At 62.2% G+C, this 23,860-nt stretch carries 21 protein-coding genes; 9 read left to right on the forward strand and 12 right to left on the reverse strand.

Annotated features, from left to right (window positions below):
* Nucleotides 1-82: 82 nt before the first annotated feature.
* Nucleotides 83-1,186 carry a GTP pyrophosphokinase family protein gene (locus tag art_RS12450; RefSeq protein WP_038465332.1) on the forward strand — a complete coding sequence of 368 codons (1,104 nt, stop codon included), beginning with the start codon at nt 83-85 and terminating at the stop codon, nt 1,184-1,186.
* A gap of 21 nt (nt 1,187-1,207) precedes the next feature.
* Here art_RS12450 and art_RS22260 read toward each other — a convergent pair whose 3' ends face one another.
* The 5 genes from art_RS22260 to art_RS12470 all read right to left on the reverse strand — a co-directional run bounded on the left by art_RS22260 (nt 1,208) and on the right by art_RS12470 (nt 5,288).
* Entirely contained in the window at nt 1,208-1,399 is a 192-nt protein-coding gene (locus art_RS22260) for an N-6 DNA methylase (protein ID WP_162182056.1), read from the reverse strand.
* Nucleotides 1,400-1,452: 53 nt separating this feature from the next.
* Nucleotides 1,453-1,701 carry a hypothetical protein gene (locus art_RS12455; RefSeq protein ID WP_038465334.1) on the reverse strand — a complete coding sequence of 83 codons (249 nt, stop codon included), beginning with the start codon at nt 1,699-1,701 and terminating at the stop codon, nt 1,453-1,455.
* A gap of 147 nt (nt 1,702-1,848) precedes the next feature.
* Entirely contained in the window at nt 1,849-2,517 is a 669-nt protein-coding gene (locus tag art_RS12460; RefSeq protein WP_038465337.1) for a response regulator transcription factor, read from the reverse strand.
* A 415-nt stretch (nt 2,518-2,932) separates the two neighbouring features.
* Nucleotides 2,933-4,159, reverse strand: a complete 1,227-nt coding sequence (locus art_RS12465; RefSeq protein ID WP_038465339.1) for a sensor histidine kinase — start codon at nt 4,157-4,159, stop codon at nt 2,933-2,935.
* Between the two features lie 118 nt (nt 4,160-4,277).
* Entirely contained in the window at nt 4,278-5,288 is a 1,011-nt protein-coding gene (locus art_RS12470) for a proline racemase family protein (protein ID WP_038465341.1), read from the reverse strand.
* Nucleotides 5,289-5,510: 222 nt separating this feature from the next.
* Here art_RS12470 and art_RS12475 point away from each other — a divergent pair, with 222 nt between their 5' ends.
* Nucleotides 5,511-6,935 (forward strand): hypothetical protein, encoded by a 1,425-nt coding sequence (locus tag art_RS12475; protein WP_038465343.1) that lies wholly within the window; start codon nt 5,511-5,513, stop codon nt 6,933-6,935.
* Nucleotides 6,936-7,039: 104 nt separating this feature from the next.
* Here art_RS12475 and art_RS12480 read toward each other — a convergent pair whose 3' ends face one another.
* A complete protein-coding gene (locus art_RS12480; protein ID WP_038465345.1) occupies nt 7,040-7,837 on the reverse strand; it encodes a substrate-binding domain-containing protein in 798 nt (265 codons plus the stop codon).
* A 90-nt stretch (nt 7,838-7,927) separates the two neighbouring features.
* Between art_RS12480 and art_RS12485 the strand changes: the two genes are divergently transcribed.
* Nucleotides 7,928-8,290: a DUF5997 family protein gene (locus tag art_RS12485; protein WP_173425265.1), complete on the forward strand. Its 363-nt coding sequence runs from the start codon at nt 7,928-7,930 to the stop codon at nt 8,288-8,290.
* A gap of 217 nt (nt 8,291-8,507) precedes the next feature.
* Here the strand turns inward: art_RS12485 and art_RS12490 are convergent, their stop codons facing one another.
* The 3 genes from art_RS12490 to art_RS12500 all read right to left on the reverse strand — a co-directional run bounded on the left by art_RS12490 (nt 8,508) and on the right by art_RS12500 (nt 12,454).
* Nucleotides 8,508-10,040 carry an APC family permease gene (locus art_RS12490; RefSeq protein ID WP_038465349.1) on the reverse strand — a complete coding sequence of 511 codons (1,533 nt, stop codon included), beginning with the start codon at nt 10,038-10,040 and terminating at the stop codon, nt 8,508-8,510.
* Nucleotides 10,037-10,984 carry a universal stress protein gene (locus art_RS12495; RefSeq protein ID WP_052136399.1) on the reverse strand — a complete coding sequence of 316 codons (948 nt, stop codon included), beginning with the start codon at nt 10,982-10,984 and terminating at the stop codon, nt 10,037-10,039. Before art_RS12495 ends, art_RS12490 begins: the two co-directional genes overlap by 4 nt.
* An 87-nt stretch (nt 10,985-11,071) precedes the next feature.
* Entirely contained in the window at nt 11,072-12,454 is a 1,383-nt protein-coding gene (locus tag art_RS12500) for an NAD(P)/FAD-dependent oxidoreductase (RefSeq protein WP_038465351.1), read from the reverse strand.
* A 155-nt stretch (nt 12,455-12,609) separates the two neighbouring features.
* Here art_RS12500 and art_RS12505 point away from each other — a divergent pair, with 155 nt between their 5' ends.
* Entirely contained in the window at nt 12,610-13,329 is a 720-nt protein-coding gene (locus art_RS12505) for a TetR/AcrR family transcriptional regulator (protein ID WP_038469999.1), read from the forward strand.
* Between the two features lie 144 nt (nt 13,330-13,473).
* Here art_RS12505 and art_RS12510 read toward each other — a convergent pair whose 3' ends face one another.
* Nucleotides 13,474-15,015 (reverse strand): M28 family peptidase, encoded by a 1,542-nt coding sequence (locus tag art_RS12510; protein ID WP_038465353.1) that lies wholly within the window; start codon nt 15,013-15,015, stop codon nt 13,474-13,476.
* Between the two features lie 264 nt (nt 15,016-15,279).
* Between art_RS12510 and art_RS12515 the strand changes: the two genes are divergently transcribed.
* The 4 genes from art_RS12515 (at nt 15,280) to art_RS12530 (ending at nt 20,208) form a co-directional block, all read left to right on the forward strand.
* The gene (locus art_RS12515; protein WP_038465355.1) at nt 15,280-15,702 is read left to right on the forward strand and encodes a DoxX family membrane protein; all 423 of its coding nucleotides are present in this window, start codon (nt 15,280-15,282) and stop codon (nt 15,700-15,702) included.
* Nucleotides 15,703-15,829: 127 nt separating this feature from the next.
* The gene (locus art_RS12520; protein ID WP_052136401.1) at nt 15,830-17,224 is read left to right on the forward strand and encodes an FAD-binding oxidoreductase; all 1,395 of its coding nucleotides are present in this window, start codon (nt 15,830-15,832) and stop codon (nt 17,222-17,224) included.
* Between the two features lie 102 nt (nt 17,225-17,326).
* Nucleotides 17,327-18,820 carry a stealth conserved region 3 domain-containing protein gene (locus art_RS12525; protein ID WP_216699534.1) on the forward strand — a complete coding sequence of 498 codons (1,494 nt, stop codon included), beginning with the start codon at nt 17,327-17,329 and terminating at the stop codon, nt 18,818-18,820.
* Between the two features lie 341 nt (nt 18,821-19,161).
* Nucleotides 19,162-20,208: an IS110 family transposase gene (locus tag art_RS12530; RefSeq protein WP_038465357.1), complete on the forward strand. Its 1,047-nt coding sequence runs from the start codon at nt 19,162-19,164 to the stop codon at nt 20,206-20,208.
* 39 nt (nt 20,209-20,247) lie between these two features.
* On the opposite strand, the gene fdhA is transcribed toward art_RS12530, so the two are convergent.
* Both fdhA and art_RS12540 read right to left on the reverse strand, forming a co-directional pair.
* Entirely contained in the window at nt 20,248-21,459 is a 1,212-nt protein-coding gene (gene fdhA, locus art_RS12535) for a formaldehyde dehydrogenase, glutathione-independent (protein ID WP_038465359.1), read from the reverse strand.
* A gap of 366 nt (nt 21,460-21,825) precedes the next feature.
* Complete coding sequence (locus tag art_RS12540) at nt 21,826-22,281, reverse strand: MarR family winged helix-turn-helix transcriptional regulator (protein WP_082000270.1); 456 nt, start codon at nt 22,279-22,281, stop codon at nt 21,826-21,828.
* A gap of 84 nt (nt 22,282-22,365) precedes the next feature.
* Between art_RS12540 and art_RS12545 the strand changes: the two genes are divergently transcribed.
* On the forward strand, nt 22,366-23,823 hold the full coding sequence (locus art_RS12545; RefSeq protein ID WP_253901348.1) for an MFS transporter: 1,458 nt from the start codon (nt 22,366-22,368) through the stop codon (nt 23,821-23,823).
* The last annotated feature ends 37 nt before the right edge of the window (nt 23,824-23,860 follow it).

A 23,860-nucleotide genomic window follows, 5' to 3' on the forward strand; every position in this document is an offset into this window, starting at 1 on the left:
AAAGTTACGGCCGGTGTCATCTTTTGGTCCTCCGACGGCGGTGCTGCTCGCATGGTTGGGTCGCTGCGTTTAGGCTCGAACCATGGGTAGTAATTGGGAACAGCTCGATGAATCACTGCGGCCTGCCGTCATTGCCTCCGTCGCGGAGTACGAACGGACGCTGCCCGCGCTGGAAAAGGTCACGGCGGAGATGGAGTCACTGGTTCGCGGGGTGTTGTCCGAGGCTGAGGACAAGCCGTTGTTTGTGACGAGCCGGACCAAGAGTATTGAGTCGTTTCGGGAGAAGGCGTCCCGGATGGTGCCGGAACCAGATGCCGCCCCCGCGCTGCTCTTTCCGGAGCCGCTGCGCAATCTCACCGACATGGTGGGCGTGCGGGTCATCACCACACTGCCCGGCGAGAACGCCCAGGCCGCCAACCTGATCAAGCGCCAGCGCAGCATTTTTGACTGCCGCGGCGACACCGAGAAGGACATTGGGTCCATTGAATCGGGCACGTACGGCTATTCCAGCCGGCACCTGATCCTGCGCACCATCCAAAACGATGTGGTGCGCGCGTATCAATCGTTGCTGGATCCGGACACCAAGCCGAACGGCAGCTACTTTTTCGAGTGCCAGATCCGCACCATCTTCGCGCACGCCTGGAGCGAGATCGAACACGACATCCGCTTCAAGTCGCAGGATCCCAGGGCCTGGAGCCCCTACTTTGACCGGCAGTTCACAGCCACTGCGGCCATGTTGGAGACGGTGGAATCGGCCTTTTCCGAGCTGCATGACCGGTATGAGACGGTCACGAGCTATTGGGACACGGAGGGTGAAGGCAATATCTCCCTGACCCCCAACCGGATCAAGGCCGTGTGGCAGACCCTGCTGCCGCACGTTGACAGGAAAGCCGACGACGACTGGGGCTGGGCTGCCGAGCTGGTCGCCGCTCACGGGCTGGGTAAAACTGTGGATCTGGCTGCGCTGTTGCAGCCGGAGATCATCTCCAACGTCCGCAAGGCCCTCGACCACAGGTACTCTCCCGGGCCGGACCGCCTGCTGGACGACCTCTTGCTGTGGCAGTTTGGTGAAAGCCACATCGACCTCACAGCAGAGGAGCCTTCCGCCGAGCAGACCCCGCGACGCGACAGCCTAGTCCGCCGTCACCAGCAGATGCAGCGCTATCGCAAGACGCAGGGCTTTTAGCTCACGTCCGGCCTGGTGCGACTACGCCATGAACTGCTCCAGCCGGACCGACACGATGCCGATCTCTACATCCAGCTCAAACGTGTATACGGAGCGCGGAATGTTCACATTGAAATCGTTGTCAGCGATATGGTCAGCCGCGGCCAGGTGGGAGGACTTGTCCAGTTCCATACAGTCCCGGTAGGTGGAGACCACTTCCTGGAAATGCAACAAGCCCCTGCCGCGATATGTCTGCCGGCATGGGGCTTGTTGAAGGTCGGGTCGATTTAGCACATACGGAAGCCGAAGATGTTGCATGGCACGAACCACATGCCGTAGGTGGTGGCAGTGTTTCCGGCACCGCCGATGGCTCCATTGCCCAGTGACAGGCCGGGCTTCAACGAGCTGTCGGAGATGTTGGTGCCGGAGGCACCCAAGTCAGAAGTGCTGGCCTGGGCCGGGGATAATCCCGGGGCAAGCAGCAAGGCTGCGGCGAGAACTGTGGCAACACTGGCAGATGTTAAACGGGATTTCATGGCGGAGCCTTTCAAAAAGCATGATGTGGATCACCAAGTCATGGCTGGTTCACAAGCATATGTCGGCAAGTGCCGCACCGATAGCTCGAAGGCCCCCCTTGCCCCTGTCCTTTTGGACAGTCTTTTCTACCAGGACTACAGCAGTACTTACACAATGACTCCCGTACGGAGTGCCGTTATAACAAGTTGCAGCCTGTCCCGCGCCTGAAACTTCCTGCCCAAACGGACCAAATGATATTTAACTGTTGATTCTGACAGGAACAAGGCAGAGGCAATTTCGGTGTTACTCAGTCCCTCGCACAGCAGTCTTAAGACCTCCTCTTCTCGGTCCGAGAGCTCCATGTCAGGGCGCTGGGATTTGCCGGGCAGGCTGTTCCTGACATCGGCGACGAGGAGATGGGTGACAGCCGGGTCGATGGGGCAGTCCCCGGCGTTGACCTGCCGGACGGCGGCAACGATCCGTTCAGGTTCGGCGTCCTTGACCACATAGCCGCTGGCCCCGGCGATCAAGGCCGCCTTGAGGTACACATCCGAAATATGGCCCGTGACAACAAGGATCCTGATATCTGGGAGTTCGGCAACAATGCGGCGAATGGCGGCAATGCCGTCCATGACGGGCATTTGGATGTCGATGAGCATGACGTCCGGCTGATGTTCATGGGCGAGGCTCACAGCCTCTGCGCCATTGGCACCCTCGGCGACGACAGCAACGTCTGGCGCCTGTGATAGATAGGTTCGCAGGGCACCGCGGACGAATTTTTCATCGTCCACGATGACCACATCAATTGACCGGGTTGCTGCCACGTTCACACTCATTCTGACAGTCTACGTAATGTGGCTCACGATGCCTGCTCCGGATGTCCCGTGGCGCAGGCGCCAGCCTTCCGGTGCAGGCAAGTTTTACTTTTCGTTGGTCGGGAAGGATCCCGTGGGCCAGATGCCGGCAGGCTTGGTCCGACCCTGCTTTGCAGTGGAGTCATTTCCCAGCAAGTTACTTACTTTCATGGCCGTCTCCTTTTGGTTGGGCAAGGCGTGCGCCCTGTTCACACTGATTTGGTGGTCCCCAACACCGCATCGTCTTAACGACGATACGGAGGCGCGCTTCCGCCTTCAATCCAGACTGGCCAAATCAAGCCAAACGGCCAGTCAAAGTCTTGGTCAAGTGGCCAAGACTGTCCAAAAGGACAGTCGGAATACATGATTTTCAGCCACCGGCATGTGGCGGCAGTCGCTAGTGGATGGTGTGGCGGCCCGTGAACGGTAGGACAGTGCGCACGCTCCACCAGCCGTCAGACGGCCCGGCGTCGATGGTTCCGTCGAGCCTTGAAACGCGCTCGCGCAGCCCGACGAGTCCGGTGCCTGAGACCGGCAGTCGGGGCTTGCCTGGTGTCATCTTGTTTCCAATTACCACTTCAATATGCTCATCCTGCACGTCCATGGAAATGTGGCATTCGCTGCCGGTGCCTGCATGCTTGACAGCATTGGTGGCACCTTCCTGCAGGATTCGCAGCACAGTGGAACGCAGGCCGTTGGGGGTCCGTTCGAGGTCCCCGGACGTGATGACCCGGGTGGGGAAGCCTAGGCTGTTGAGGCGCTTCTGGGAATCGGCGACGCTTTGTGCCAGGTCGATGGTGGCCGAACTGGGAAGGACCTTGATTTCCGGCACTTCGCCATCTGGCACTCGCGCGTCGTCCGTGCGCATAGTCTGCAGGAGGCGGCGCAGGTCATCCAGCGAGCTGCGTGCCATGCCGCCTATGTCTGCCAGCGCCCTGTGTTGCTCGTCCTCGTCCTTGGAAAGCTTGCCGAGGTTGGCCTGCACGGCAATCATGGTCAGCCCATGCGTAACAACGTCATGCAGTTCCCTGGCCAGCGCCGTGCGCTGCTCAAGGGCAGCCCTCGCAGCCAGTTCTTCTGCAGCATGTTGGGCCTGTTCGACCCGAATTGCCTTTTCTCGCATCAACTTCATTGCCAGCCCAGGCGTAGTAAGCAACAGGGTAACAAGAAGATATCCCCAAAGCGCCGATGAGCTCAGGTCTGAAACACCAAGCACCCAGGCAACCTGCCACACAAGGAATCCACAAACCATCAGAGCCTGGCTACGGGTAGAGACACGATAGGCAGCAACCGCAATAGCACCAAAAGCCATCAAGAGAGGCCCGCCGAGCATTTCATGCGGCAACATAGTGATCAACATGGCGATAAAGGCGATGCCCACCACCTTCGGCTGAAATGCAAGGGCAATCCAGACCAGCCAGTAAGTCACGGTTGTCGCGATCGCGGACCAGTCAAACTTGTCCACTTGCCCCGTCGAAATCAACAACCTGACGTCATCAAACGCAGAAATTGTGACGAAAAGGGCAATCAGAAATGATATCCAGATCGGCAGTGGAGAGCTGCCGATCTTAAAGAAGCCGGAGAACGTGAAATTTTTCCATGGGCTGTCTGCCGGCTTCTTCATCTCAAGTACAGCATTTCCAACGGCGGCAGGTCAGCCAGACAACTGTATTCATTCATGTCCCAATCGTGCCAGCTTTCCCCGCCTTTGCACGACTCCCTCCACCATTGCCATGAACAGCTCACCGCAGCACAAACCCCAAGCCGAGCTCGTCATCGGCATCGAGTGTGAACTTCCCTTCACCTACCGGGAATGCTCGCCCGCTAACCTCAACAACCAACCCAGCCTCGGTCCGTGCCACAACCCGGGCGGCAAAGCGGGAGTCGATCATTGAATAGTGCTCCAGCACCTCCCCCTCCTCCAACTCGCCAGCCTCGGTCAGCAGCGCCACCCGTGCAGCCGTGCCGGATCCGCTCGGGGACCTGTCAACCTGGCCGTCGGCAAAAACACTGACATTGCGTTGCGCCAGCCCGGGTCCGGAGCTGTTCATGGGTTCGTGGAAAATGGTGCCGAAAATTCCCTCCAGCCGCGTGTCCGCCGGGTGGTGTGTGGCAGGATGGTCGGCCAGTGCCGCTGCCACCTGGTGCCCGGCGGCCACCAGTTTTGCCAAGTTCGACGGCGTGACCTCAAGTCCCGCGGCAGCAGCAGGAAGCGAGGCGTACAGTGCCCCGCTCCACGCCAAGTCCACCCGCAGCCGGCCAAAATCCGCAGTCTTGACGTCAATGTCCTTGGCCACTACGTAGGAGGGAACATTGTGGAAGGCGACCTCACGGACCTTGCTGTCCACCATCGTGACCCGGGCGGTGACACGGCCCGAAGGAATGTCAATCACAACGTCAGTTTCGCCGTCGTCCGGGGCACGCACCAGGCCGCTGCGCACGGCCCACGTCCCCAACGCCATGGTGCCGTGTCCGCAGACGGTGGAGAATCCTTCGCGATGCCAGAACAGGGCGCCAAAGTGTGCGCCGGGGTCGTTGGGGGGCACTACAAAGCCACCGTACATGTCGGCGTGGCCGCGCGGTTCATTGACGAGTAGTTTGCGGATCTTGTTGGCGTCGCCGGTCATGGCATTTTCACGCCGTTCCAGCGCCGTGGCCCCCTCGATCAGGAAGGGGAGAGCCGGCACGATCCGGAAAGGTTCGCCGGCCGTGTGATAGTCAAAGGTTTCAATTTCCCACAATGCCGCTTTCACGTCTCATCACTCCTCGGGCCGCCAAACTCCGGCCCGGAAGCGTCCGTGGCCAGTGCCGTCAATATGGCACGGCACCCTTGGACTGTCAATGCTTGAGGTGATGCGTAGTAGATTGCCTCAAACGTCCTCTAAGGTGGGGAACGGTGTCCCGTCGCTACCATATTAGTACTCGCGTGGGATGTCGTTGCTGCTGGCTGTGGATCCTATCAGGGGAAGTTTAATATGGTTCTAAACAATATCCTTGATGCTGTCGTCGATATTTGTGTCTTGGTTTTGGATGCTTTGGCGTGGCCAGCCACTATGGTTCTCAGTAAAAGCCCCACGGACATCTCAGGAGAGTTCGCTGTCGCTTTCGGGGCAACCCTAATAATCTGGCTCGTCACTGCAGTGGCACTATCAATGGCCCTCCGCCAAGTTGCGTGGTGGGTCAGATTCTCGCTGTTTGCCATGCTAAGTAACGCAGGCGGTCTGAAATCCATGAGACGATCCACTCGTTTCACATATGTGGTTTACCAAGCAATTTCAAGAGTCCGGGCTGCGCTGGGTATCCGCTTTTACCGAGTCATGCCCGATCAGTCCGACTCATTTCGACAGTTCCCAACTCTGGGGCACTTTTCCACCGGTCTTGCACGAACGATGCAGACCATAGCCTTCATGCTCTACATTCCATTTAGGTTTGTGGCCGGAGTACTCCTCACTGCCAAGTCCTGGAAGTTCCTCCTGTTTACTGCCGGGATCGCGTTCTGGGCAGTAAGGCGACCAGACAGCGCATTCTGGCAGCCGATCGGTAACTTCATTCAGGAATTTGCCAAGGCCAACACCGGAACCGTCCTCGTGGCCTGGATTCCAGGCATTGCAATATTGGTTGCTCTACTCTCCTCGGCCAAATTGCGGGGAAGGCTGAATTGGAGAATTCGTCGTTTCGAGGATGCCCACGATACTCTCGACGCCCTAAGCGATCAGGCTCAGAAGTCGGCTACTGCGCTGCACAGAGCAATTGATGAATCGGCCCATTTCTTGGCCACAACCGCCATCCGTGATGTCACGACGGCCCTGACCGCAGGACGTTGCCTCTGGAACGATTGCTCCGGTATCGAGCGGAGTCCGTCCAGCCGGCACCAGGCTCGGCTGCCAGCGTTGCACGGCGGAGTCACATCTTGGGCGGCCCCTGGTAGTGCCTGGGAAATTTCAGTGCAACAAGTGCACGACCACTTGAATGCACTGACTAGCGCTTATCAGGAGCTGTGCCGGTCCAAGAGACTTGAATCCGATATCCACAACATCGCACCGCTGGCTTCGCGAGTAGTGCTCTTCCAGCTGTGGATGCTCCGTGCCGAAACAGACGATCCGTGGCTTCGTGAGCGTAGAAATGTCGATCCTGTGGTCTTTGAAGCAGACACGAACAATTGGCTCAAGAATCACGGAAATATCCAGAAACAGTTTCAAGCTCTCTCGGAGAAAGATAGGCCGGAGGCGGCACTCGTAGTCAATGCCAACCTCGCCATTATGGAGCTGGCACAAGAATTCAGATCCAAGTTGTCCGAGGCCATGTGGTTCGCGGAAGAACTTGAGTCTCTAGTTCGTGCCGGCCAGGAAATCCGGTTTCCCAGCTTCTTCAAAAGAATCCGTGAAGGCGCAAGCCACTAGCCACTCTTGAGAGTGGCGGGCCTCAGATGCGGGTGGACCCCAACTCCGAGGACCAAAGCCCGGCTCGCAGACGCGCCAGCGGATCCGTTTGGGGAAGAGCTGGGTTACCGCCGGCCGCGCTTTTGCGCGCGGGCCTTGCCACCCGGGCGACCGCCGCCGCGGAGGTTCGCCCCGCCCGACTTGCCCTTGGCCGCGTTGGGGCGTGCCGCCGTCGTACTTTTTCCGGTCTTGGCACCCTTCTTCGGCGCCGCGTCCTGTTTAGCCTGGACGGAGGGCTGGCGGGAGCTTTGGGCGCTGCGGCCCCGGACCACGCCAACGAATTCCTGGAAGATTTCCTCGTCGTCCGAGGGCGGGTCGGAGAACAGCCAGGCGAGGCCGATGCTGCTGTCCGGCACGCCGTGTAGCAGGCGGGAGCGCAGTGTTTTGCGGCTGAGCAGGCGGGCCACGGACATGGGCAGGATCAGGATGCCGAGCCCGGCCTCGACGAGGTCAAGGGCCTCGTCGATGGTGGCCATGGGCGGCAGGGGCTTGCGGGTTCCGGCGGCAATTTCGGTGGAGATGTCGCGCCAGTCGGGGAAATCATCGGGGTCGGCGAGCAGGTATTCATCCGCCAGATCGGCCACATCCAGCTCGTCAAAGGCGGCGATGGGATGGTCCTTGGGTGCCACCACCACCGATAGTTCGCTGTACAAGGTGATGACGTTCAGCCCGGTCTTGTCCACGGGCAGGCGCACGAAAGCCATGTCGGACTCACCGGCCTGCAGGGCGTCCAACTGTTGTTCCTCGGGCACCGGGTTGGACACGAGCGGCACGTCGGGCATGCGCTCCTGCCAGCGGTGGATCCACTTTCCAGGGGTAACGCCCGGGATGAAGGTCACTGTAAGTTCGCGGGATTCAGACACCTATTTACCCTAACTCACAGCTTTCCCACTAAACTACCTTCCGCGCACCGGTACCCTTGATATATGAGCATCGATCCTTCCCCCCAAGCCATGAAATCCGCCACAGCGGCCAAGAAGCTGGGCATCCACCTGCCCGCGGCGCCCGCGGAGTTCCAAGAGAACGCGATCAGCCGGGAGGAATTCAAGGTTTTGCAGGACACTCCCCCGGAGTGGTTGGCCGAGCTGCGCCGCAACGGCCCGCACCCGCGCCCTGTCATTGCGCAGAAGCTGAACATCTCCATTGGCGGCCTGAACCGCTCCAACATCACCGAGCCACTCACGACGGCGGAGATCACCTCGCTGCTGCAGGCTCCCCCCGCGTGGCTGGTTGAGGAACGCGCCGTGCACGCCAAGGCCCGTGCTGAGGCAAAGCTGGCCAAGGAGCGCGAGACGGCACGCCGCGACAAGAGCTAACAGCTCCGGCTGATTCCAAAAGGGACGGCGTTTGCGCAAACGGAGGGTGGTCTACCGCCTGCTTTTTGCGCAAACGCCGTCCCTTTTTGGCGAGCCGCCTCGCGGCCCTTGCAAAAGTGACACCGATCCCGCTTTCTGGTCCCGGGTCTCGGGATCAGAAAGCGGGATCGGTGTCACGTCCTCTTGGGCCAGGGCGGGATCGGTCATGATTGCTGAGTTAGGGGTTGTAGGGCTGGCTTGCGCGGCTCAGGACCTCGCCCTTGAAGAACTCCGGATGCTTGCGGTACATGAAGAACATCAACACGGCACCGAGCGCGATCACGCCGGCGCCGAGGATGAACACCAGGCCCAGCCCGCCAATGTTGGAGCCTGAACCGTAGCTGGGGTCCATGGAGTCGTAGGCGGTCTTGCAGAACATGACCAGCAGGATGACACCGCCGACCAGCGGAGCCAAGAACTTGAAGAAGAAGTTTTTGGCACCGTGGAACGCCTCGGCACGGAAGTACCAGACGCAGGCCAGCGCCGTGATGCCGTAGTAGAAGCAGATCATCATGCCCAGGGCGGTGATGGTGTCCCACAGGGCGTTCTCGGACAGGGTCCTGGTGATGATGTAGAAACCGGCTGCGGCGATGGCGGCCGCAACCGTGGCGTAGCCCGGTGACTTGTGCGTGGGGCTGATCTTGCCAAAGCTCTTCGGCAGGGCTCGGTAGTGGCCCATGGACAGCAGCGTCCTGGCCGGTGAAACAAACGTGGACTGCAGCGACGCGGCCGAGGAGCTCAGGATGGCGAGTGACATCAGGATCGCGAACGGTCCCATGACGGGTCCGGCCAGGACGGCGAAGATGCTGGCCTGGTTTTCCGGGTTTCCGGCACCCAACCCCGTGGTCCCGATGCCGGCGAAGGACAAGGTCGCGAGGGAAACGGTCATGTAGATGAGCACAATGACAATGATCGTGACGGTGGCCGCCCGCCCCGGGGTCTTCTTCGGGTTCTTGGTCTCCTCGTTCATGGTCAGCGTGACGTCCCAGCCCCAGAAGATGAAGATGGACAGGGAAACACCTGCCGCGAATTGGGAGAACGATTCAACGGCGAAGGGGTTGAACCAGTCGGCCGAGATGGCGGTGGCGTCAAACGCCGTGCCGTTGGCCACGTGGGCGAAGGCCGCAATGGCAAACCAGCCCAGGACCAGCAGCTGGAACGCCACGAGGATGTACTGGAATGACTTGGTGGTCTCCATGCCTCGGTAGGAAATCCAGCACGCCCCGGCAATGAACACCATGGTGGTGGCCAGGTTCAGCGGCAGGTTGCGGGTCAAATCGGCCAGTCCCGGGTTGCTGAAGATCTGCGCCAGCATCAGATAAAAGAAATCCACCGCCACCGCGGCCAGGTTGGAGAGCACAATGATGGTTGCGGCGATCAGCCCCCAACCTCCCATCCACCCCAGCCACGGACCAAAGGCGCGTGTTGCCCACGTGAAGGAGGTTCCGGCGTCGGGCATGGCATTGTTCAGCTCACGATAACCCAGTGCCACGAGCAGCATCGGGATGAAGCCGACCAGGAAAATCGCGGGCAGGTGCACACCCACCTCGGAGACCGTGGGACCCAGGGCGGCGGTCAGCGTGTAGGCCGGCGCGATGCAGGAAATGCCGATCACGACGGCGCCAATCAGCCCCACCGAGCCGGCCTTGAGCCCCTTTTCGCTCAGGCCGTGGTCGCCGGCGGCGTTTTTTACAGTGTCTTTGGAAGTCATGTCGTCGCCTCGATGGGGCCGGTCGTGTCAGGCGTCGCTGCCATGACGGTGGGGAGCGCGGTGGTGTGGAAAAGTTCCTCGGACAGCGGCACGTAATTGCGCGGCACCACGATCATGGGCACCGGCAGGGCGCGCAGGATCCGGTTGGCAGTGGCGCCGAGGAAGATGGACTTGTTTTGGGCCAGGCGGCTGGATCCGATGAGCAGGATCTCGCCCTTTTTCCAGTCGAGAGCGTCCACGGCGTCTTCAATGGTGCGGCCATGGCCAACAACGACGTCGATGTGGAGTTTGTCGAGATCGTCGACTTCCACGCCTTGGGCGGCTTCCGCAACGGCACGCAGGTGGGTTTCCGCGTCCTGGACCGTTGCCTCCGATTCGCCCGGACCCAGCGCAACGAGCGAGACGAGCCGCAGCGGCAGCTCTCGGCGCCTGGCCATGGCGATGCCGGTCCGCAGCACGTCCTCGGCTCCGGGCCGGGTGCCCAACGCGCAGGTGAGCCGGGTGATGGGCTTGGTGCGGCTGTACCCCGACGGAGCCAGGACCACGGGAATCGTGGAGGCGTGCAGCAGCGCACCGGCCACCGAGCCGATGGAGAAGCGCTTGAACAGGCCGGTGCTGCTGGCCCCAATGACGAGCAGGACGGCGCCGAGCTCCTGGGCCGCGGCGATGAGCGCTTCGGCCTCGGATTCTCCGCGGCGGATGTGCGCCTGGGCCTGGACATCGTCGGGGATGAGTGCCAGGCCGTCATCAAGCCATGCCGACACTTGCTTGGCCAGGATGTCGCCGAATCCGGCCACTGGCGGGTAGACCCCGTTGTAGGGCGAGTCCTGGGGCATCACCATGACAAGGTCCAAGGCGGCACCTTGCCTGCGGGCCAGTGCCACGGCCAAATTGACTGCGTCGCCGCCACGGGCGTTTGCTGAATATCCAACTACATACCGCATAAGGGTCCTCCTCAGGACGAAAATTGTCATGAACAGCAAAAGCGGTATCCGCCGAAAGTTGCTGGCAACTTTTGGCGGATACCTGTGTTACTTCAGTTCAGCGATCAGCTTCCCGGCCGTGAACTGTCCCATGCGGACCGCCCCGTCAACGTGCTGGTAGCCCTCGGCGGCCAGGTCGGAGCAGGACCAGTGAATGGGCCCCACGGGGGTAAGCTGGTCGGCCGAGTAGCGGTGCAGGCCGCCCAGGTCGTAGCTGGCGGCGTACGCCCCGCGCGTCCACTCCTCCGAGCCCCAGTCGGACTCGTAATAGACAACCGGCTCGGCGGCGGCATCGCCGAGAAATTCGGCGAGCGAGGCCGTGATTTCCTTCTTGCGTTGTTCAGCGGTGAGCGTGAAGGCGTAGTCGGCCTTTTCGTCGGAGACAAAGCCCACCAAGGTTCCGCGGGGGTCCTCGTGGTTCGTGTTGTCGTACACCTCCTGCACCAGTGAGGAGGCGCTGAAGCCGGTGCCGGAGAGCCCGTCCGCACGCCAGAACGGGGTCTCGTAGACGGCGTGGACCTTGATGACAAAGCCCAGCGACTGGTGCTGGTGCATCTGATGCTGACGGCGCGGCAGCGGCGGGTCGAAGGAGACCCGGTTGTAAAGGTTTGGCGGAACCGCCATGACCACTCGCTTGGCGGTCACGGTGACGCCGTCGGCAATCACGGTGGCGAGGTATCCGCCGTCGTGCTTCTCCCAACGGACGGTGCGGGCCGGGGAATTCAGGAAAACGTCCTCGCCCAGCTCTGCGGCGATGGCGAGGGAGACGCCCTGCATGCCGCCGACCACGCGCTTGTCGAGGATGAAGTTGTCGTCGACGAGGTTGGTGAAGGAGCCGGCGGAGGAGGCCATGAGCACGGCCTGCAGCGCGGAGAAGGCGTGGGCGGGTTTGGTCAGCATGCCGCCCGCGATGAACAGGCCGATGTTGTTGCAGGCTTCCTCGTTGCCGGACTGTTCGCGCAGCCAGTGATGGAAGGAGATGATGTCCAGTTCGCGGGCCGCCGGGTGCTCCCACGGCCTGGCGGGGTCCATGGCGGCGGCGAGCGCATCGAGGGTGTCGATGAGCTTGTTCATTTCGGTCTCGGTGTCGGCGTCGACGGGGAACATTTCGCCGGTGTAGCGGGTGCGGGCGCCGTCGGGGGCGATGTAGACGCTGTCACCGTCCCGGTAGCGGGAGTAGGTGTCCAGGCCGAGTTCCTCGAGCAATCCGATGAGGGCGCTCTGGTCCGGGGAGACCCACTGGCCGCCGATTTCCAGCCAGGCGCCGTCGATTGTGTTGGACCAGGTGCGTCCGCCAACGCGGTCTCGGGCCTCGACGACGGCCACGCTCAGGCCGGTTTTTTTCAGCTCGCGGGCCGCTGTCAGGCCCGACGGTCCGGCGCCGATGATGACGACGTCGCGGTCGATGCTGGGGGTTGCTGCGGATGTCATGTTTCCCTCTCTTGCGAATCTCCTGTGGTGCGATTCACTAAATGAATGCCGTTCATTTAGATTAGACTGTAACTGACATCACCACGAACGTAAAGTGGTTCGCAGAAATTTGTTGCGCCCTTGCCGGGCCGGAAAAGGGGATCTGGGCCTTGTCCATGGTTGCTGGGGAAGCAAAACAAGCACGACGCCGGGCAGGCCGGCCTCCGCAGGCACTGCTGAGTTCCGCCCGGATCACCCAGGCGGCGCTGAAATTGGTGGGCCGCGACGGCTACAAGGGACTGACCATGGCAGCGTTGGCCAGGTCCCTGCATGTGGCACCTTCTGCCTTGTACAACCATGTGCGCTCCAAGCAGGATGTGCTGCTGTTAGTGGAGGACCACCTAATGGGTCGCGTGGATGTCTCGGCGTTTGATGCGCAGCCGTGGGCCGAGGCCGTGGCCGGCTGGGCGCACTCCTACCGGGACGTTTTTGCCGGGCACCTGCCATTGATCCCCGTCATTGCGCTGCTTCCGGTGACGAATGCGCCGGCCACCATCACCATGTATGAGGCCGTCACCAACGGTTTCCTGGCCGCCGGCTGGGCCCCGGAAGCCGTCATCGACGCCGTGGTGGCGCTGGAGTCTTTCATCTACGGTTCGGCCTACGACGTCAATGCCCCCGACGGCATTTTCGACGCCGGCGAGTTGGCTCCGTCCGCACCGAACTTCACTGCTGCCGTCGCCCGGCGCGGACTGGCGACGGGCGTGGGTCCTGCCGAGGCCGCTGCTGCCGGCGATTCGGGTCCCGGGCCGCGCAATGACGCGGACACCGCGTTTTCGCTGGGCCTGAACGCCATGATCGCCGGACTTGCGGCAACCTTGGGCCCGCAGGACTGATCCCCCCTCCCGCTGATGCCAAATAGGACGGCGTTTGCGCAATCGGCGGGCGGTCTGCCACCCGCTTTTTACGCAAACGCCGTCCTATTTTCCGTGGACCCCCGGGGCGGCCCGCGTCAGCAACGCTGGACCGCCCCGCAACAATCAGCGCACGAGGTGGCTACCGCTGTAGTCGAAGTCTTCGACCGAGATTTCCTTGCGCTGCGCCATCCTGCTGCCGTCCTCGAAGAATCCGGACTTCGTCATGGCCAGGGTCATGACCGCATGGGCGGTGGCATCACCAAGCTCATTCAGGGCGGCCGTGCTCAGGTTGTTTACGGTGTCGCAGACCGCGTGGTAACAAGGGTCATAGGGCTCTCCGGCGGTTCCGCCATAAACTGCGGCCTCGTCGGCGGTCTTGATGCCCTCTGCACCACTGAACAATCCGCCCGCCGGGATGCCGGACGCGATGAAGGGGCCGTAATCCGAGCGACCGTCGAACGCTGTCGGGGAGCTCGCCATGCCCTTCCCGGCGAAGTAGTCCGTGAAGACCGATTCGATCTGGGCGGACCCGGGAGGGCCACCCGCACCGTCAGGATCGGCCGAGCCGTCGCCGTCGTACACGAACCGCACGTAGTTGGTTGATCCCAGCATGTCGAAATTCAGGTTCGCGTAGATGGTGGACAGCTGATCATTGCTCAGGCTGCCCACGTAGTGCTCTGAGCCCAGCAGCCCCGACTCTTCAGCGCCCCAGAACGCAAAACGGACCATTTGGCGCGGCTTGACCTTGGCCTTCCCCTTCGCCATCTGGACGGCAGTCTCCAGCAACACGCTCGTTCCGCTGCCGTTGTCATTGATGCCGGCACCGGCGAGGACCGAGTCCAGGTGGGCGCCCACCACAACGGTCTTCTCGGGATTGCCCTTCTTGGAATCCGCGATGATGTTCGTCGTCGTGCGCGTTTCGTTGATGATGTCCGTGGCCACGGCAACAGTGACAGGCCCGGCCGCGGTGGCGTTGTACAGCGAGACGCCGTCGGCATAGCTGATGCCGACCACTGGAATTGCGGCGGGGGCGCCGAGCGTGACGCTGGTCAGCAGCTCCGTCCGTCCGGGGTTGCCCTCATTGAACATCACTGCCGCGTCATACCCGGCTGCGACGGCGTTGGCGACCTTGTCGGCGAACGTGCAGGTGCCGCGCTGGATGAGCGCCACCTGCGGCTCAGTGGCGGACGCCGGGACAAAGTCAGCAACGGCGCACCCCGACGCTGAGCTGGGTTCCGGGGTCGCAGGAATCACCACGTTTGTTGTTGGCACCAAAGTGCCGGAGACTTCCCCACTGCCGGAATACTGCAAGGATTCCGTTTCGATGGGGATGGCAACCGGAGTCAGCTGGCTCAGCGTCGCCGGGGTCACCTCTTGGTAGTAGGGGAACTCGAACTCCTGCTCGGAGACCTTGTATCCAGCCTTTTTCAACGTCTTCTTGACGTAGTCTGTGGACGCCGCATAGCCCGGTGTTCCCGAGGCCCGCGTCCCTCCATTGTTGTTCGCAATCCGCTGCAGCACGCGCTCATGCGTCATGATGCCGCCGACCGTTACAGCCTCACGCAGCTTGTCCGTGTTGACATCATCCACTGCGGACGCCGCCGTCACCGGGACCGTCATGGCTGCAACCATGACCCCCGCCACCAGCAATGCTCTTCCTTGCATGATTCCTCCTCGGGTAGCTCCCGGGCTGGGAGCCGTACCTGACCCCAGACATGATTCCCGGACGCGGCGGCCCCCGCTAGGGAAAATAAATAATTGTTACCAAAGATGCGAGGATACGAGACCTTTGGACAGGAGGGGCGGCCACTAGGAGATAGCTTTCCTCCAAATACTGGGCACCGGCACTAGCCACCCGCTGCTTCCCCACCCTAGGCTGGCACCAGCACCGCACCTACTCTGTCCCGCCACCCACTTCAGGAGCCCACCATGGGATTTAGCATCAGTAACGCAGCACTTCGGTTAGTTTCCGGGGCATTCATCCTCAACACCGGCATTGGCAAGCTCAATCTCCCAGCCGATCATGCGGCCGGGTTGCAGGAATCCGCACAGCGCGCCATTCCACAGCTCACCCACCTGACTCCTGACCAGTTTGGGAAGTACCTGAGCTATTCCGAAATCGGGCTGGGCGCATTTGTGCTGGCACCATTCGTCCCCACCCGACTGGCCGGCCTGGCACTGGCCGCATTTTCCGGCGGGCTGATCGCCACCTACCTCAAGACCCCCGGCATGACCCATCCTGGCAGCATCCGCCCAACACCCGCCGGAACGGCCATGGCCAAGGACTTCTGGCTCGCCGGAATCGCCGTTGCCCTCATTTTCCACCACACCAAGCGAACGCCGGAGAGCTAAACCTGGGCTCCGCCGTCGAACATTAAGGGGTACAGACCTAGCCAGGGCAACCACGCGGTGGCACCCTTGGAGGTAGGCCGTCTGGGGGGTCCTTGCATCGCGCACCAGCCAAGCAGCGGAGGACATCATGGCAACACCCACCCCTACCCACATCAACGGCGCAGACGCAGGATTTGAAACACTGCGCCGCAACTTGTCCGGTCCCCTGTATGAACCCGGCGAACCCGCGTTTTCCGAGTTGGCGACACCGTGGAACATCGCCGTGTCCACCAGTCCCGCTGCGGTGGTGGAGGCCGCCAACGCCCAGGATGTGGTGGAGGCAGTCCGCTTCGCGGCCGCCAACGGACTCCCGGTGACCGTCCAGGCCACCGGCCACGGAATTGCCAGCGACATGGACGGCGCCCTGCTCATCCATACCCGCTCGCTGGAGGACTGCAGCATCGACGAGGACGCGCGCACAGCCTCCACCGGCGCCGGCGTGACGTGGAAAACCGTCCTCGCTGAGGGCCAAGGCCCCGGGTTGATGGGCTTGTGCGGCTCCGCGCCGGGCGTCAGCGTTGCCGGCTACACGAGCGGCGGCGGGATCGGCCCGATGGCCAGGACTTTTGGAGCGGCCTCGGATATGGCGCGCTCCTTCAACGTCGTGACCGGCGACGGCGTGCTGCACCATGTCACCGCCGGCACCGAGCCCGAACTGTTCTGGGGCCTGCGCGGCGGCAAGGGTTCGCTGGGCATCATCACCGGGATGGAATTTGAACTGCTGCCGCTGCCCCAGATTTACGCCGGCGCGCTCTTCTTTGGCGCCCCCGACATCGCCACCGTCCTGCGCATCTGGGCCCAATGGTGCCCCACACTGCCTCCGGAAGCCACCACCTCCGTCGCCGTGATGCACCTGCCGCCCATGCCCGGCGTGCCGGAACCGCTCGCCGGGAAGTTCGCCATCTCCGTGCGGTACGTTTATACCGGAAACGCGGACGACGGCGCCAGCTGGCTTGCGCCGATGCGCTCAGCCGGAGCGGTGCTCATGGATCTGGTCGGCCCCATGCCCTCCTCCATGATTGGGCTGGTGCACTCCGATCCCGAGGATGCCCTGCCAGCCGCCGAGGGGCATGCACTCCTGACCGACTTCACTGTTGCGGCCGCCGACGCCTTGCTGGAAACGGCCGGTCCCGACAGCACTTCCCCGCAGCTCATGGTGGAGATCCGCCAATTTGGCGGCGCGCTGGCGCAGGAGCCGGAGGTGCCCAGCGCCCTGTGCCATCGTCAGGCAACCTTTGGCTTGTACACCGTGGGTGTGGGAGCGCCGCCGGACCTTCCTGCGATCGGAGCCCACTCGAAGCTTTTGCAGGACAATATGTCCGCCTGGGCATATGACGGAACGTTGCCCAATTTCTCGGCCGGCAGCGGGGCCGCCGGATTTGCGGCCAACTACACCGCGCCTGTCCTGGGGCAGCTCTCCAGCCTTGCCCGGCATTTTGACCCGTCCAACGTATTCCGGTTGGGGCAGGTGCCGACGCGGTAGGCTCAGTTGGGCCACCCCTCCACCGTTCAGGAGCCCGCCTTGCCAAGCCAGCCCGACGCCCGCGCTACGACTGCATCGTCAGCTTCGCCAGCGGAAGCACGCATGCTCACCCGCAGCGACGTGCTCATGCACCGCGGCCGGCTGGCGCTTGTCAACGCCGGCGGCCTGACCCCGGCGCAGGCCATGGTGACTGACCTTTTGGCCGTGCGCCAGGTACTTGATGCATGCGCCATCGAGTACCTATTGGTCCGCGGCAACGATGAACGCCCCGTGCTGGCCATAGACACTTCCCTCCGCGACCTGGTGGAGCAGGTGCTCACCAGCTCCTTTGCCAACGAGCCCTTCTATGCGCGCAGCGTCGACACCCGCAAATCGACGGTGCTGCTGGCTGATGGAGCCCTTGCGGTTTCCCCCAAAACGAGGATCATGCGACTCTTCCGTCCCCGCGTGGCCGCGGCTGGCGGACTGTACTACGGCGCAGCCTGGGGCGTGCAAATCGAATGGTGGACTTTTTCGCCGTCCCGCATTGACCTGCCCCTGGAAAACTCACTCACACGGCGCAGCATTGACCCCAGGGACACCCAACGCAGCACGGTGCAGCGCTACGGCAAGAGCTGGCCCACCATTGACAACATGTTCATCGACCACGTCTTTGATATCCGTTTCGACATTGACATGGTGTTTTCCTGGGTCGACGGCAGCGCGGTCTCCTACCAGGAAGCCCGCCGGGAACTGGAAGTCGATGCGGTCCTGGGAGAGGGCGACGGCCACGAGTCACGCTTTCGCCAGGTTGATGAACTGAAGTACGCGCTGCGCTCAGTGCATCTTTTTGCTCCGTGGATCAGGCGCATCTTCATTGCGACCGACTCCCCCGCCCCGCAGTGGCTGGCTGACCATCCCAAGGTCACGCTGGTTCGCAGCCGTGAACACTTTCCCAACCCGTCGGTGCTGCCAACCCACAATTCAATGGCCGTGGAATCCCAGCTACACCACATCGACGGCCTTGCAGAGCACTTCCTTTATTCCAATGACGACATGTTCTTTGGCCGGCCGCTGTCCCCCGAGCTGTTCTTCACGCCGGGTGGCATTACCCGATTCATGTTGTCCCCCAACCGCATCGGTTTGGGTGAGAGCGACGTCGAGCGCAGCGGCTTTGAGAACTCGGCCAGGGTGAACCGGAAGCTCCTATGGGATCGTTTTGGGGCGTTCACAACACACCACCTGGAGCACAGCGCCGCCCCGCTGCGCCGCTCGGTCCTGGCGGAACTTGAACAGGAATTTGCGGCGGAGTTCAAGGCCACCGCTGCCAGCACCTTCCGTGCGGCGGAGAACATTTCGGTGACGAACTCCCTGTACCACTACTACGCGTTGCTGACCGGGCGGGCCATCATGCACAAGGACGGCAGGGGCCGCTACGTGGACACCGCAAACATGGCCGGATTGGCGGACCTGCCGCACATCCTAGCCCAGCGCAATGCAGACTTTCTCTGCCTGAACGACGGCAGCTTCGGCGACGCCCCGCCGGAGCAGCGCCGGGAACTCGTCACCGACTTCCTGGAAAAGTACTTCCCCTTCAAGGCCCCCTGGGAAAAATAGCAGCGCCTCTGCCGAGGTGTGAGTTCACGCCCTCTCGGAGAGGGCGTGAACTCACACCTCTCTAATAGTTATTGGCAGGTCTGGTACCCGCTGGCAGGATTGATGCAGGACTACTACAGTGTGACTCTTCACATCTCTGGCCCAGTCTTTTTGATGGTGCCTTTTCGCCGACTTGTCCGCTGTGATGGTCCGGCATCGGCCCGGCCTCTTGTCATGGCTTGATAAAAGGTTGGCCGAACCCTCGGGAACGTGCCTCGTTAGAGAGTTGCCTGACAAGAACCCATTTCCAGGCCGATGCCGTCCAAACGGTCATCTACACACTGGAATGGAGGATCACCGTTATGACTATCGTTGCAGAAAAATATGCCTACGTCATCGGTGTTGACACCCACGCTAAAACCCACACCTACGCCATCACCGCCACGACTACCGGGACGTGCCTTGGATGCGAGGCATTCCCCGTCACCGCCGCCGGCATCAAGCGCGCGATCGGCTGGATCCACCGCAATACCAGCGGCGAGATCCTGGCAGCGGTGGAAGGAACCTGCTCCTACGGGGCATCCCTGACCCGCGCCCTGGTCAACGAGAACCTGCCCGTTGTTGAGGCGAAACCGCCACGGAAAAAGACCCGCGGAAGCGCCGGGAAAACCGATGCCATCGATGCCATCGCGGCCGCGACAGGCATCCTGGGCACCGAAATCAACCGGCTGCTGTACCCCCGCATCGAGGGCACACGGACAGCGTTGGGGGTGCTGCTGGCCAGCAGGCGCCGCCTGGAGGGGCAGTCCACCGCCAACCGCAACGCCCTCAACGCCCTGGTGCGCCAAATCGACCTCGGCCTTGACACCCGCGAAGCCCTCAGCGACAAGAAGGTCGCCGAGATCGGCTCGTGGCGGGCCCGCCCCAGCGACACTGTGGAGCAGCAGATCGGGCGGGAAGAAGCGACCAATCTGGCCCTATCGATCACCGCCGCAGCCGGTCGGCTCAAAACGAACGAGACCCAGCTGGGCCGGCTGTGTGAGGAGCTCGCCCCGGGCCTGCAAGACCAGCCCGGACTGGGACCTGTGACGGCCGGGATCATCCTGGCCGCCTACTCCCACCACGGCAGGGTCCGCGACGAGGCAGCGTTCGCTTCCCTGGCCGGGGTGTCCCCGCTGCAAGCGTCCTCGGGAAACACCATCCGGCACCGCCTGAACCGCACCGGAGACAGGCAACTGAACATGGCCCTGGACATCATCGCCAAGACCCGCATGCGCTGCGATGAAAAAACCAAGGAATTCCTCGAACGACGCACCGCCCAAGGACTGAGCTACCGCGACATCAAACGCGTCCTCAAACGCTACATCGCACGAGACCTCTTCCGGCAACTAGAGAAACTATTTACTTGACACCAGACATAAAAGGGTCGGCAGAAGTGGGCTTCCCGGCTAGTTCAGGTAGCCGTTCGGGTTAAGCACATACTTCGTGGCGGCACCGGCGTCGAACTCGGCATAGCCGCGCGGCGCATCGGTGAGGGCGATCGCCTGGGCGTTGACGTTCTTGGCGATCTGGACCTTGTCGTGCAGGATCGCCATCATCAGGCCCCGGTTGTACTTCATGACCGGGCACTGCCCCGTCGTGAAGGCCAGCGACTTCGCCCAGCCCGTACCCAGGCTCAGCGACAGCGAACCCTTTTGGGCGGCGGCGTCAATGCCGCCCGGGTCACCCGTGACGTACAGGCCCGGGATGCCCAGGGAACCACCGGCCGCAGTGATGTCCATGAGCGAGTTCAGGACGGTGGCCGGGGCCTCTCCGGCACCATGGCCGTGCCCCTTCGCCTCGAAACCAACCGCATCGACCGCGCAGTCGACCTCGGGAACACCTAGCAGCTGCTCTATCTGCCCGCCCGGCTCACCCTCGGAAAGATCGATCGTTTCGCAACCAAACGCGCGGGCAGCTGCCAGACGTTCGGCGTTCATGTCACCGACAATCACGACGGCGGCACCGAGCAGGTGCGCGCTCGTCGCCGCGGCGAGGCCCACGGGCCCGGCACCGGCAATGTACACGGTGGAGCCCACCGTGACGCCGGCGCTGACGGCACCGTGGAAACCTGTGGGGAAGATGTCCGAGAGCATGGTCAGATCCATGATCTTCTCCAGCGCCTGGTCCCTGTCGGGGAACTTCAGCAGGTTCCAATCCGCGTAGGGAACGAGCACGTACTCGGCCTGGCCGCCAACCCAGCCGCCCATGTCGACGTAGCCGTAGGCACTGCCCGGCCGGTCGGGGTTCACGTTCAGGCAGATGCCCGTCTTGCGCTCCTTGCAGTTGCGGCAGCGCCCACAGGAGATGTTGAAGGGCACCGAGCAAATGTCCCCCACCTTGATGAATTCAACGTCCGGACCAACTTCAACCACCTCGCCGGTGATTTCGTGGCCCAGGACAAGGTCCGACGGTGCCGTGGTGCGTCCTCGCACCATGTGCTGGTCGGAGCCGCAAATGTTGGTGGCCACTGTGCGCAGGATGACGCCATGAGGCACCTTGCGCCCCACATTGGCCGGATTGACACCCGGCCCGTCCTTGAGTTCAAACGTCGGGTAGTCGATGTCGATGACTTCAACTACGCCTGGCCCCTTGTAGGCAACGGCTTTGTTTCCTGACATGGAATATATCCCTTCCTGGTTAGTTCAGAAGGCATCGAGTGACCCCTTCTAGTGCAACGAGAAAACAACCCCGACATCCGCGCACTGAGGCAGCACATCCTGCCTCAGTCGTAAGTACTCCGGAAAGGAATCGGGGGTCCCCGCCAGTCTAGGACTGGAACGAAGAATATGTAAGGGAGCGCGTCGTGGACCGAACCTCATCCGCCGCTGCCGTTGCTGATCTGGCCGGTGAGCTGGAACAGTTCTCCCAACCCACGAAAATCCCGCCAACCAAACTACGTCTGCCTCCGTGATGGAACAAGACGAGCCAACGGAAGTTTCTATCTGAGCCATCAAGGGAACCTCACGATGCGCCCCGGAACGGTCCTAGCTGCGCGGCCAGGGGCTGCCCTCGAGCGCCTCAACCCCTTGGTTGAAGTCCTTGAGCAGTTTCAAAAACTGTTCGCTCTTTGCCTCAGACCAGTCGGAAATGACCTGGCCAATCCCCTGGGCATAGACTTTTCGGCACTCTCTCAACGCAGCCCTGCCAGCCGCCGTGGGCGTGACACGGCGGGCGAGCTCGCCGCCGTCGTGGGGTGCATAGGCCAGCAGTTCCGAGCGCAACAGCGCCCCGACCTGGCGGTGCACTGTGGAGCCATCCAGCCGCAGCGTGGCAGCAAGTTCCTTCAGTGTCATGGGGGGAACGTTTTCCAGCCGGCTCAGCAGAACGAATGCGGATCTATCCAGCATTCCCTCTGCGCTGTGCTGCGGACGGAGGTAGTAGCGGGAGAAGAGCATGAGCTCATATTCCATCAGCTCCAGGACTGGTGATTCGGGTATCACGTTTTCGAGCTCCTGACGTTTATGTATAATGCAATTAGATTGCATCATACATACGCAAGTAGTCGTTAGCCAAACAGGAGCCCAGTGCCCAGCATTATCAATCCCCGCCGTAACCCAGCACCTCAGATCGTCATCGCCACACTGGCATTTTGCGGGATCGTTGTCTCGCTCATGCAAACACTGATCATTCCGCTCATTCCGGGCCTGCCCACCATGCTCAACACCACGTCCGCCAACGCCTCCTGGGCCATCACGGCAACCCTACTCGCCGGCGCAGTGGTAACTCCCATTGGCGGACGTCTCGGTGACATGTTCGGCAAGCGCCGGATCCTGATCGTCAGTCTTTTTGCCATGGTGGTGGGCTCGGTGCTCTGCGCCCTGACGGATTCCTTGGCGATTATGGTCACCGGCCGCGCTCTTCAGGGGCTGGCCATGGGTGCCATCCCGCTGGGCATCAGTATCATGCGCGACCTCCTGCCGCCCCAAAGGGTGGGCGCCGCCGTGGCCACGATGAGCGCAACCATGGGTGTCGGCGGCGCTGTCGGCCTGCCGCTGGCCGCCTTCATCGCGCAAAGCTCCGATTGGCACATGCTGTTTTGGGCGGCAGCCGCCTTGGGCGCAGCCTGCCTGGCCCTGGTCTGGTTTGTCCTGCCCGAATCCACGGTTCGCACACCCGCCAAGTTTGACAGTATCGGCGCACTCGGACTGGCCGTGGGCCTGTCGGCATTGCTGATCCCGGTCACTAAGGGCAGTGACTGGGGCTGGGGAAGCTTGTCCACCATCGGCCTCTTCGGCTTCTCCGTCATCACCCTGCTGGCGTGGGGCGCCTACGAATTGCGTATCAAGGCTCCCCTCGTGGACCTGCGGGTTTCCGCACGGCCACAGGTTTTGTTCACCAACATGGCCTCGATCATGATCGGTTTCGCCATGTACGGAATGTCGCTGGTGTTCCCGCAGCTGCTCATGGCCCCGTCTGCCACGGGCTACGGATTGGGCCAGTCGATGCTCATGACCGGGCTGGCTCTGGCCCCGGGCGGCCTGGTTATGATGGCACTGTCTCCCGTCTCAGCCAGGCTTTCGGCCCGCAGGGGACCCAAAACCACGCTCATCACCGGCGCCATTGTCATCTGTGCCGGCTATGTTCTGGTCTTGTTCCTTAACGCACAAGTGTGGCAGGTCATACTGTCCTCGATGGTGATCAGCGCCGGCATTGGCCTGGCTTTTGCCGCCATGCCCGCACTCATCATGGGTGCCGTGCCGATCACCGAAACTGGCGCCGCAAATGGGCTGAACTCCCTGATGCGCGCCATCGGCACCTCCAGCTCGGCCGCGGTCCTGAGCGTAGTCTTGGCGTCGATGACCATGTCTGTGGGTCCGGTCTCCGTCCCCACGTTCGATGCTTTCCGGGTCACTTTCGCCATCGCCGTCGGGGCCGCGGCCCTCGCCGGACTCCTTGCCGCCTTTGTCCCGAGCAGGGCTTCCGACACACCGTCAACGACAGGCCCGACCCAGGACGCCCGGGTATCTGTATCTGCCGGCTAACCCGCACCAGTTGCACGTATTCCTTCCGTTTGGGGTG

Source organism: Arthrobacter sp. PAMC 25486 (assembly GCF_000785535.1).
Lineage (GTDB): Bacteria > Actinomycetota > Actinomycetes > Actinomycetales > Micrococcaceae > Specibacter.